Here is an 11,270-nt window from a genome sequence, read left to right as displayed (position 1 = left end):
CGGGGTCATGGCGCCTTTGAGGCGCTCACCCAATAAACCCCCGGCTTTGCCGGGGTCACTTAATTTGCCTCGTTCTCGCTCCATCAGCAAATACTGGACCTTGCGATTAAGGAACAGGTCACGACCGCCCATCTCTCCTTGGGTACACGCATGGGAGACGGAAGCGCGAGCGAGAGATCTGAGGCCGAGCGCTGTTAGACGCCCAATCAGGTGATTTGCTCAAGTGCAGTATTCATTGTCTACATAGAGAGGAGGACCCGTGACCGCCTTTGTTGTAGTTGTCAGGAGGGCGACCCTAGACGCAGCAGAGATTGCCGCCTACCTTTCCAAAGCAAGAGCCGCTTCCATCGGCCATCCCTTGACCATTCGAGCATTTCAGGGACGACACAAGGTACTCGAAGGCCCAGAGATCGAGTCGATAGTGATACTCGAATTTCCATCCTTCGAGGACGCGGAGCATTGGTACGACACCCCTGTCTATCGCGAAGCCCTGTCTCACCGTCTGCGCGGTGGAGACTATAGCGCCGTTATCGTTGATGGCGACATTCCGGAGCAACATTAGGCTGGAAAAAATGGCCCCGATTGTTCGCTGCTCGCGCGCGACGGCGACTATCGTTATGCGATGCGGCACGCCGAAGAGCGCATCGTGTTTTCGAATCCTACGGTGAAGCCGGGCTTGCGCGCCGGCCCGCTCGTGGTGGAGATTACGCAGGAGATCCTCGCCGCGCTCCCTTGTGGAAAGCCATGCCGCATGGTTGCGCATTGCCGGCCACGCGGCACACCGGGCCGCACAGGCATCGATCGAACTTCAGGCCGCGTCGGCCTTCAGCAACCCTTCCACCAGCAGTGTATGCGCAGTTCGATGAGCCGCAGAGGCAATTGCTGGGACAATTCGCCGACCGAGAGCCTGTGGGGGGCGCTCAAGCGTGCATGCATCCTCGGTCAGCGCTTTGCAACGCGTCGCGAAGCGATGCACGAAGTGGTCGATTGGTTGAGCTTCTACAATCATGGCCGTCTTCACTCGACGTTGGGCTACGTCAGCCCGATGCAATTCGCGCGGGACTGGTACGTCGCCAAAAACCAACGGGTGGCATAATTTCCGCTCAGTTAAGGGGTCCGAGATTCGCGGGCAACGTCAAACTGATCGTCAGTGAACTCATAGTGCTGGGTAACGTACGCCACGTCGAGATTGTATTGCGAACGCGGTCGAAGTTCGGGCGCCCCGGCATTAAGGTCTCCAATTTCCAGGTGCCGACTGATCACATAACCAGAAGCGCCCATCACTCCTGCTAATATGACAGCAAGGGTTGCACTTTTTCGCGCGGCAAAGAGCGCCAGCAGCCGCGCGAGGTGTCGCCCAATTCCTGTTTCCTTTGAATTCGCGCTCACGGACCTTGTCGCGGCCTCCTCACTCACTCCGATGTAAGACAGCGCCCCCCCCTGAATCACCGCACGCCTGCACCGGCCAACGCATCCGGAGTCAACCCTGATTTAAATGGCGCATCCGGCAAGACTCTATAAAAGCCACTGGGGGTTTCAATACCAGAAATCGAATAATTTCCCTTTGAGAAATCATAGACAATCTGACTAAGCGTCGATTGTTCCAAGAATTTCCCGTACTGGACGTAGTGCGCAGCAAAGCCAGCACGATAAATGCTGCCGGAGTGATCATATGCATCCGTGGCGACGATTGCCCACGAGTCCTCGTCCACATAGTATGTTCTCCGTAAAACAACATGACGCGCTGAGGGCTTCAAATCTGCCTGCACCACCCAGACCCGGTGAACCTCCCATCGCATCGCATCGGGTGAAATGAAGCGCTTTCCGAGCATCTGACTAACCGGCGTTTCAAAATGCAGTCGATAAGTATTGTAAGGAACTATCATCTCCCGCTTTCCAACAATTTTCCAATCAAACCGGTCCATCTTGCCGTCCCATAGTTGTAACTCGTCACCAAGCACCGCTCCACCAATAAAGGAAACGGGAGTGTCATAGGTAAGCTCCGGTGCGAGACGTACACGTCTAAGTCCTGGGGTATAGGCATAAATCGTCTCGTCATCTTTCTGATAATTCAACGGCAACCACTCCAGGATCTTCTGACCCACCGACGACGGCGGACCGACAAATGTGGAAGCCCATTTCTTGTGCCACTGTTCCGGCTTTGCTGCGGGATCATAGTAGGCGGAGTAGCACAACACCCGGTTGCGTCCGACTTCCGTCGCATTCCCGGAAGAGTCGACCAAATAGGAGCTGATGAGGGCGTCATGAGAGAGGTGTGTATAGGCCAGCGTGAAGTTCCAGATTACCTCCGCGCCACGCTTTGGGATTGGAAACGGAATGCCACCCCAAGCGTTCTCGACCTTTAAATTATCGGAGCTCAGACTCGCGGTGCGGGCCAGTTCCTTCGTATTCTCGAGTACCCATTGTGGGTAGACCATGGTCCGATGTGAAGGGTATACGTCGACGCGGAAATCAGGGTAGCGCTTCAGGAGTTCCTTTGTGCTCTCCGTCAACTTATCGCTATACTCCGCCATGTTCTTCTGCGTTATCGAGACCACCGGCTTCTCACTTGAAAACGGGTCGGGGTAGCGTCCACTCCCCTCCTGATAGCTAGCCGGCGGCTTGATCGGCTCGCCTGTATATGCAGGGACCTGGCCGTCCGCACTTGCCTTGGGATCTGCACCGAACGCCGTCAATGTTGTTCCGAGCGACTTAGCCTCGCTATCGGTGACTTCTCCGCAAGCGTGTCCCACAACAAGAATCGCCACCGACATTGCGACTGCACTCTTAATCAAACCCACGATTTCACTCCTCCTGTCAGAACGCTGCCTGAAGCGTTAGCAACACTTGCGCCCCATCATGGGCCGTGACCGCTCGGGAGAAAACACGCGCCACCGACCGTCGTCATGCCGGAAAAAGAACAGCTCGAAGGGCCCCGCTACCCGCGATGATTCGATGCGGATGCAACGATGATGAATGATGCCCGAATAGCTGTATCGCGTCGTCTGACTGACCGCCCGGGTTCGCGCGTCAACCATTTGTCGATCAACCACCGCAACGCCACTCCGCACCCATCTCCTGCCCCTCAAACGCATCCCGGGTTCGCCACATCGGACCCCGGTTGGCGTGCGTTCTGGTTCACGATCGCCAGTGGATCCGCCCTACCGCAGGCAGCTCGCCTATATAGGTCCATAGACCTACAATAGTAACCAAAACACTGAGATGCAAGCCGAGGCGCCTCGGGAAAACACCAATAAATTCGCCATTTCGTGGTACAAAATTACTAATGGATATAAAGATTCGCCATGCTTTACAGGTTTATTGACTTATAACATTTGGAGGAATGTGGCCGATGCTTGCCCGTTTGTGGCAGCTTTGCCAAGATCGATGCCGACTCAGCGAGGTTCCATCGGTGCTGCGGGTTCTTTGGCCATCGCGCGACGAGGAAGAGAAATGCAACAACTGACCATTACGGCGAAAAATATGTCCGCCACCAGTTCTGCTGGCGAGACAAGGCGACGGGGAAACCGAACCACGCGCGCGTGCCTGAAATCCTTGAGATCTCAATAAACGCCTTCGTCACCGACGGGTATGCGGCCTTCAACCAGCGGCGTGTCGCGAGGGAGGCCGGCCTGGACGCAGCAGAAATTGGCGCCTACCTCTCCAGAGCACGAGCCGCTTCCATCGGCCATCCCCTGACCATTCGCGCATTTCAGGAACGACACACGGTACTCGAAGGCCCGGAGATTGAATCTGCGGCACGCCGAAGAGCGCATCGTGTTTTCGAATCCCACGGTGAAGCCGGGCTTGCGCGCCGGCCCGCTCGTGGTGGAGATTACGCAGGAGATCCTCGCCGCGTTCCCTTGAGGGAAGACATGCCGCATGGTTGCGCATTGCCGGCCAAGCGGCACACCGGGCCGCACAAGCGCATCGATCGAACTTCAGGCCGCGTCGGCCTTCAGCAACCCTTCCAACAGCAGTGTTTCAAGGACCTTCGGCCGTGCTGCGACACGGGCCAGATATGCTTCCAGATGTGGATAAGGCGATAAATTGATCGCGAGCATCCGGCTCCAGTTGACGATCATGAACGCGTACGCATCGGCAACCGTGAATCTGCTTGTCAGATACTCGCGGCCGGCAAGCGCGCGGTCCAGTTCCGCGAATCGCGTCGCGAGCTTCGCGCGGCATGCGACTTTCGTCGACTCGGCCGTCTGCGCCTGCCAGAACCACGGGCTGAACGTCTTGTGCAGCTCGGTGCTGACGAACGTGAGCCACTCGAGCACCGCGAGACGCCCGGGCGAGCCGGCCGGCGGAATGAGCGCGCGTTGCGGATCGAGATCGCCGATGTACTGCAGCAGCGGTGCGGCTTCGGTATGCCGCGAGCCGTCATCGAACTCGACGAGCGGCACGTAGCCGCGCGGCGAGATCGCGTAGTAGTCTTCACCGTTCGCAAACTTGTGCGTCTGCAGATTCACTTTGATGCCTTCGAAGTCGATACCCGCTTCGCGCAACGCGATAAGGATCGACAGCGAGCATGCGCCGGGGGAGGAGTAAAGTTTCGTCGATGCACCGCCACGTGTGAGATTGAGGTTCCGGGCCATGCCGCGATAGCACGCGGCCATTCACGCTTCGCTTGTGTCTAACAGATCTGCGTATCGGCGAATATGCCGGTCAATTGTACCGAGGCAAAGATTAAGGGTTTCGATACGACGGAAGTGATGGCTGACGTCCAGTTCGTCAGTAATACCTATAGCACCATGTATCTGCACGGCAGACTGTGCCACCATTCGCCCAAACCGTCCAACAAGTGCCTTCGCTGCCGACACAGCCTTTTTCCGTTGAACCGGGTTAGCAGCAAGGTGCGTCACTGCGTGGTGGGTAATCGACGACGATTGACTACACCCTACTAGCATATCCACCATCCGATGTTGCAACACCTGGAATTTCCCAATCGGTGTCCCGAATTGCTTCCGCGTCCGTGCATATTCGACCGTTTTACGGAGCAGACTTCCCATGGATCCCACAGCGTCCGCGCATACCATTGCAGCAGCTTCATCGCGAATGCGTTCGACGGCCTCTCCGCTGTCGTAATACTCACCAATCCATGAGTTCAAGGGCACAAATGCCTTGTGGAGATGGACGGTTGAACTACTTCCACCATCAATTGTTCGGTAGTGGCACATCTCGACGCCGGGGGTATCCACGGGCAAAATAAATGTTCCAGTTGCGCGGTCAGTACCTTCGATCTTTGCAACCACCATCACATAGTCGCTCCAGATACCACCCACAACGCCGGTCTTATGGCCAGTAATCTCAAACCCGCCCGTACTCGGCGAAGCTGATGTCTTCACGTGACTGATGTCAATCACATCATTCGCCTCGTCGCATGCAAACGCGATGATGCTGCTGCCCTCGATCACGCTGGGCAGGTACTGGTCGCGCTGCATCGTAGTACCAAAACGAGCAAGCAGCGTAGCTGAGCAGATGATGGTTGACAGGTATGGCGAAATCACCAAGTTCTTCCCAAACTCGGACATGATCAACATTGCAGTCATTTGATCCGCCCCTGATCCACCGCAACTCTCTGGCAACGTGGCTCCGAGCACACCAAGCTGTCCCAACTCCTTCCAGAAGGGCCTATGAAAACCATCGTGGTCAAGTATTGCTGCCTGTCGGACGCCAAATCCGTATTTTTCGACAGAGACCCGCTCAACCATATCGCGCAACATACGCTGCTCATCGCTTAGCGCGAAATCCATCCCATCCATATACCCTCCTTCTTTGCAACCCCTATGCCGCCCGACGCATCAAGGAAGGCGCGCTATTGGCTCCACATAGGGGTGTAACGTAGATCTAAGCGTCATGCTATCCCGCTGCGGGCTCACAATTGCAGCGCCGTTTTTGCGAGAATGTTCCGCTGGATCTCACTGGATCCCCCGTAAATTGTTGCTGCGCGCATATTGAGGTACCGCGCCATCGCGACTTGGGCATCTCGGGAAGATATATCCGACTTTGCAGGGTCGTGGGCATGCAGCGACTCCGCACCGGCTGCTGTCACACATAGCTCACTTGCACGTTGCAATGTCTCTGTGCCGACTAACTTGAGCAAGGATGTAGTGACCCCTGCCCGCTGTGAATCGTTCTCGACAAGCATTCGCAACTCCGCTGCCTCAAGCGCATCGCAATCGATGCTCAGCTCTGCATACCGCCAACGAAAATCCGCGTCTCGCCAACAACCTTCGCGCTCCTCGGCAATCCGGCGAGCCTGGAGCAGCAACCGACGGACGCGTGGTCCGTAGACTCCGCTGCGCTCGAACTCAAGTAAGCGCTTCGCGACGGTCCAACCCGCACCTTCATCGCCGATTCGGTTCTCAGCCGGGGTTCGAACACTGTCGAAGAACACCTGATTCACCTCGTGCTCACCGGACATACTGATGATTGGATGGACCCCCACTCCCGGCGAGTGCATATCAACCAGCAGAAAACTAATTCCTTCCTGCGGGCGCTCGTGCGTAGAGGTTCGCACAAGCAGAAAGATCCAGTCCGCACAATGCGCATGCGTGGTCCAAATCTTTGTGCCCTCAACGATGTACTCACCTCCTTCACGGTGCGCTCGGCATTTTAGTGCGGCAAGATCGGATCCGGCGCTCGGTTCAGAGTAACCCTGACACCAATAATCTTCACCAGATCGAATACGCGGCAGGAAGCGTGTCTGCTGCTCCTCAGTGCCGAAGTGAATCAGGATGGGGCCGAGCATAAGCAGGCCCGCCGACGACAGCGTCGGAGCGTTCGCCAGCGCGCACTCCTGCTCGAAGATGTACTTTTGTGCAGGCCCCCAGCCCCGTCCTCCATATTTCGTAGGCCACGTCGGTACAATCCAACCTCGCTCGTAAAGTCTGCGGTGCCAGATGCGACCAATCTCTGGCGGCGCAAAAACACCGATTTGCTCACACCCTGCCTGTCGCAGCTCCGGTGTCAATGCTTCATCCAGGAACGCTCGAACCTGGGCGCGGAACCCGACTTGATCAATGCTTTCAAGAGAATTGGACATGGTTATTGCATCCATTGCCGCTAGACAAAATCGTCAGTGATAGTTCAGATGGGAGTATACGGCGGACTCGATGCACCGCATGGCTGCGCGTACAGCATTCTTCCCCAGCTCTCATCACCCCAGGCGCATTTGCATTAGCTTCGCCTGGCCGCTCAAAACGCTTTCTCCACCGTTTCCGACAGCCGCGCGCATCCGAGCGAAGTCAACGACCTGGTTCGCGAGCAGCTCCAACTGCCTTTCGACCCCAGCATCGAGGCACCTTCCTTCCGTGTCGAATGCTCTTGTGCTGCTATTGATTGCGACCCCCATGGGAGTTGGCCATCCGCGAAGTGCATGAACAATCGATCTCAAGGCGGCCAGTGTGCTACCAGTTGCCTGCCAGCCGAATGCGCAGGCTATGCACCCTACGGCGCGGCCATCAAGGTAGACGGCCTCATCATTGCGCATATCTTCAACGTAATCCAAAGCGTTCTTGATGAGACCCGAAACCGATCCATGGTAGCCCGGGGAGGCGACAACAACGCCGTGACACCGACGGAGCAACGCAATCATTTCCGAGGCAGTGTCGGAACGCTCCGAACGATCCGTCGAATACATCGGAAACTCAAGCTCTGGGCCAGCCACTAATGCGGTCTTTGCGCCAGCGCGCTCCGCCGCGCTCAGTGCAAAGCGCAGAGCCAATTCTGTCGAAGAGCCAGCCCTTGATGTACCACCTACTCCGACGATGAACGGAACAAACTCTTTCATGTTCAGCCCTTTGTCCTATGAACAGCCCACCGGAAATCGCCCGGTTTGAGGCACGCGCGTTGAGATGGATCCGAATGTGCATGTGCCCCCCCGCCCTACCCTGAAGCGTCAAAATTACCTACGATGCGCGGATGAACATTCGGTAAAACCAATAAGCCGACCTCACTGGGTCACCGTCCGGTCACTACATAACTTATAGCTGGCGCGCAGCGATTTTTTATCGATTTTTCCAACCGCAGTTAGCGGCAACTCATCAACGCATTCGATCACCTTGGGAACTTGCGCCGGACCCTTCTTTTCGCGGACCAGCGCCTGTAGAGATTCCGTGCAGTGTTTTTCACCAGTGTGCAATACCACGAACGCCGTTACAACTTCACCCCAGTAAGGATCAGCAAGGCCGACGACAGCGCAGCTTGCTACAGATGGATGACCGGAAAGAACGTCCTCAACTTCGCGTGGATAGACATTGAATCCTCCGGACACAATCATGTCCTTCTTACGATCGACGATGCGGAGAAATCCGCCTTTGTCGCGCACAGCAACATCACCAGTGTGCAGCCAGCCGCCCACAAGCGCATCGGCGGTCTGCTCCGGCCGATTGTGGTACCTCGCCATGACTAGTGGCCCCCGAACACAGATCTCCCCTGCAACTCCGTCCGGTACAGGACGCATCTGCTCGTCAAGCAACTCGACGTGCACCCACGGAACGGGACGACCGCACGATGCCAACCGCTCAGGGTCGTCAGAAACGTGATCGGCTCGACGCATCACACACACCGTCATTGGGGCCTCGACCTGCCCATACCACTGGAAGAACACAGGTCCCAGACGCGCGAGGCCCTGCCGGAGCCGAGCAGGAGACATAGCGGCTGCACCATAGAAGACTGTCTCCAGACTCGACAAGTCAAATTCAGTGAACCGAGGATGATCAAGCAACGCGTAAATCATGGTCGGCACGAGCAGTACACAAGTGATCCGGTGTTTCTCAATAGCTTGAAGCACTTTCAACGGATCAAAGCCACGCATTATCACCATCGCCCCGCCACGAAGAAGCGTCGGCAGGAACATTGCTGATCCTGCGTGGCTCAGGTGTGCACACATGAGTTGCTTGACTTCGGCAGGCCACTCCCACTCGGCCATGAGGATGCTCAACATGGCAGCGCCCACTCGATGGGTACCAGCGACAGCCTTGGGCTTGCCTGTTGTGCCACCGGAATACGACAAGCGATAGACATCTTCCGGACTGGTGTCCGGCGCCACCAAGGCCTCCGGTTCCATTTTGCCCGCCAACTCGCAAAGATTCAGACCCATCGAGGCCGGTCCAATAGAGAGAGCGAACAACCCATCCGTTGCCCCAGCCAACGCGGTCCCACGCTCGTTGTAACTCTCGGGGTCGAAGATGAGGGCCTCCATTCCTGAATCGCTTATTGCATACTGATGATCCTCCAGCGAGGCCAGCGGATGCATCGGCACCAACACATATTCGCCCAGAAGGCATGCCCCCGTAACTGCCAGTACCTCCGGCCGATTTGCAGAAAGCACACCAATTCGGGCACCGCGCGCGAGCCCAAGCGCTCTTAAAGATTGCAGATATTGGCTAACAAGATCCCGATAGTCGCCCGCGGTCATAATTTGATCGTCTCCGTAGTGGAGAAATGGCCGGTCGAGATTGTAGCTAAGCGCATGAACCAGCAATTGGGGCTGGAAAATCCCCCGATACTGCGCCTCAACAACAGTTGTCATTCCTTCCTCCAGCCTGCCTGATTGAATGTCTTTGACAGGGCGTCTATCAGTTCCGCTCAGTGCACAGATTGACCGCGAGTTCTATATGGTGGAGAAGACGCCCACAAGGGCTCGCACCAAGGAGTCTATGACTTCACGACTTCGGATCCGCAACCTTCGGCAATGACCGCAATGTAGTCAGCGCCCCGCAGTCGGTGAGGCAGTGCCCGACGGTATGCCGGAGCGTCGTACCAACGTTCGGCATCTTCGAAGGTCGGGAATTCCAAGATCGAGACCGCCTCTATTTCAGGACCTTCAAGTACCCGTTGTCGCCCGTGCAGCGCGCGAATAATCATTGGGTGATCCTTGCTCGCTGCTCGCGCCATCGGCCGATACGTGTCAAGTTCACGGGGATCCTTGGTCACTTGTCTAAGGAGCACAACGTACGCTGTCATTATTCACTCCATCCTGACGTCTAGAAAGCTGCATTCCATGCGCCGTGCAGCAAGTCAGAGGGCCATCGTTCTACCCGAGGGATCTAGTCCGTGCGATCGTTTTATCGAGCCCTCCAGAGCGAATATCCTTGTACTCCTGCGTCGTATGACATAGCTCATGCGTGTCAAAGTGCGCCTGAATGGCATTTCTGAAACCTTGCATGTCCGCTGTCCTGTTGAGCGATCTTTTTAACATCTTGATCGCAAACGGAGGCGCTTTTGCGACTTCATTTGCCAACATTAGAGCGCCTTCCTCCAGCGAATCGGTCGGGAAGACTCGGTTTACCATTCCAAGTCGCAGCGCTTCGTCCGCAAGCATCTTGCGGCCGGTGTACAGGAAGTCCTTCGCCGCCCGCAGCCCCAACACCCATGGGTGGATTAGTACTTCGGTCGCGGCAGCGGCCAAGGTGACACATGTTGGATCAACGAAAAAGGCATCATCAGCGGCGACGACCAGATCGCACATATTCGCGATCATGAAGCCGCCCGCAATGCACGCGCCTTGTACCTGTGCGATGGTAGGCTTCGGGAAATCCCAGAGCCGCAGACAGTAGCCGAGGTAGCGTTGCTCTTCGTACGCGTAACGGCGCTCGACCTGATCCGGACGGCCCATCGCTTCCTTCACATCGTGACCTGCCGAGAAGTGCCCCCCCTTCCCTCCAACAATCACGACATGGATGTTGTCATCATCCGCACAACGTGATAACGCGTCGTCAAGTTCATCAAGTAACAGCGTTCCTTCCGCGTTACGTCGATCTGGGCGATTGTGCGAGATTCGTGCAACCTGACCAATGATCTCAAATGCGATATCGCGGTATGGAATGTCCTTCATCTGTCGACTCCCTATTCTGCGTCTTGAAACAATGCGAAACCTCCGCTTCCAATACGTGGCACTTGCAGAGGGCGTGCGTCCGGCTAGACGATCATCTGATACGTTCTATTCGCATACCAAAGTTTTTTCACTTCATTTACCAACACGTGCGTCCGTTCCTCAAGAAATCTGCGCGCATCTCATTGATTGCTCACAACCACAACGTTCCCTTGTTCTGCCTCCGGTATAGTCCTTTGCTCTTCGCCGGCCCGCCCCATATACAGACCAGTACTCTCGTTGCGGCTAGATTCGGACGAGAGACGGATCATTCTGGATAAACCTGCTCAATCCCGAGATTGCGATTAGCAATCAGGAAGCGTCCGATTATTGTCAGTCCGGCAGCAATGCCTTGCCGTTATCGATGAATACCTTGCGCAGGATCTCC

9 protein-coding genes and 3 pseudogenes are annotated in these 11,270 nt (G+C 56.2%); 4 read left to right on the top strand and 8 right to left on the bottom strand.

Annotated features, from left to right (window positions below; all coding sequences use genetic code 11):
- Positions 1 to 259 precede the first annotated feature (259 nt).
- From M0D69_RS42135 to M0D69_RS42125, 3 genes and pseudogenes are all read left to right on the top strand, one after another.
- Positions 260 to 562, top strand: a complete 303-nt coding sequence (locus tag M0D69_RS42135; RefSeq protein WP_301787711.1) for a DUF1330 domain-containing protein — start codon at positions 260 to 262, stop codon at positions 560 to 562.
- Between the two features lie 24 nt (positions 563 to 586).
- A pseudogene (locus tag M0D69_RS42130) lies at positions 587 to 730 on the top strand (succinylglutamate desuccinylase); the annotation flags it as partial.
- 120 nt (positions 731 to 850) lie between these two features.
- A pseudogene (locus M0D69_RS42125) lies at positions 851 to 1,096 on the top strand (integrase core domain-containing protein); the annotation flags it as partial.
- Positions 1,097 to 1,445: 349 nt separating this feature from the next.
- Here M0D69_RS42125 and M0D69_RS42120 read toward each other — a convergent pair.
- Positions 1,446 to 2,801, bottom strand: a complete 1,356-nt coding sequence (locus M0D69_RS42120; RefSeq protein WP_301787710.1) for a DUF1329 domain-containing protein — start codon at positions 2,799 to 2,801, stop codon at positions 1,446 to 1,448.
- Between the two features lie 952 nt (positions 2,802 to 3,753).
- Between M0D69_RS42120 and M0D69_RS42115 the strand changes: the two are divergent.
- A pseudogene (locus M0D69_RS42115) lies at positions 3,754 to 3,867 on the top strand (succinylglutamate desuccinylase); the annotation flags it as partial.
- A gap of 74 nt (positions 3,868 to 3,941) precedes the next feature.
- Here M0D69_RS42115 and M0D69_RS42110 read toward each other — a convergent pair.
- The 7 genes from M0D69_RS42110 to M0D69_RS42085 all read right to left on the bottom strand — a co-directional run bounded on the left by M0D69_RS42110 (position 3,942) and on the right by M0D69_RS42085 (position 10,846).
- Positions 3,942 to 4,601, bottom strand: a complete 660-nt coding sequence (locus M0D69_RS42110; RefSeq protein ID WP_301787712.1) for a glutathione binding-like protein — start codon at positions 4,599 to 4,601, stop codon at positions 3,942 to 3,944.
- A 21-nt stretch (positions 4,602 to 4,622) separates the two neighbouring features.
- Positions 4,623 to 5,768, bottom strand: coding sequence for an acyl-CoA dehydrogenase family protein (locus M0D69_RS42105; RefSeq protein WP_301787709.1), 1,146 nt, complete (start codon positions 5,766 to 5,768; stop codon positions 4,623 to 4,625).
- A gap of 113 nt (positions 5,769 to 5,881) precedes the next feature.
- Entirely contained in the window at positions 5,882 to 7,051 is a 1,170-nt protein-coding gene (locus tag M0D69_RS42100; protein ID WP_301787708.1) for an acyl-CoA dehydrogenase family protein, read from the bottom strand.
- 114 nt (positions 7,052 to 7,165) lie between these two features.
- Positions 7,166 to 7,798 (bottom strand): NADPH-dependent FMN reductase, encoded by a 633-nt coding sequence (locus M0D69_RS42095; RefSeq protein WP_301787707.1) that lies wholly within the window; start codon positions 7,796 to 7,798, stop codon positions 7,166 to 7,168.
- Positions 7,799 to 7,960: 162 nt separating this feature from the next.
- A complete protein-coding gene (locus M0D69_RS42090) occupies positions 7,961 to 9,541 on the bottom strand; it encodes an AMP-binding protein (RefSeq protein WP_301787706.1) in 1,581 nt (526 codons plus the stop codon).
- A gap of 125 nt (positions 9,542 to 9,666) precedes the next feature.
- Complete coding sequence (locus tag M0D69_RS43985; RefSeq protein WP_367619841.1) at positions 9,667 to 9,975, bottom strand: DUF1330 domain-containing protein; 309 nt, start codon at positions 9,973 to 9,975, stop codon at positions 9,667 to 9,669.
- A 70-nt stretch (positions 9,976 to 10,045) separates the two neighbouring features.
- A complete protein-coding gene (locus M0D69_RS42085) occupies positions 10,046 to 10,846 on the bottom strand; it encodes an enoyl-CoA hydratase (RefSeq protein WP_301787705.1) in 801 nt (266 codons plus the stop codon).
- Positions 10,847 to 11,270 lie beyond the last annotated feature (424 nt).

The organism is Caballeronia sp. SEWSISQ10-4 2 (assembly GCF_030464885.1).
Taxonomy (GTDB): domain Bacteria; phylum Pseudomonadota; class Gammaproteobacteria; order Burkholderiales; family Burkholderiaceae; genus Caballeronia.
Note: the sequence above shows the minus strand (reverse complement) of the source record. Positions and strands in the feature narration are given on the sequence as shown.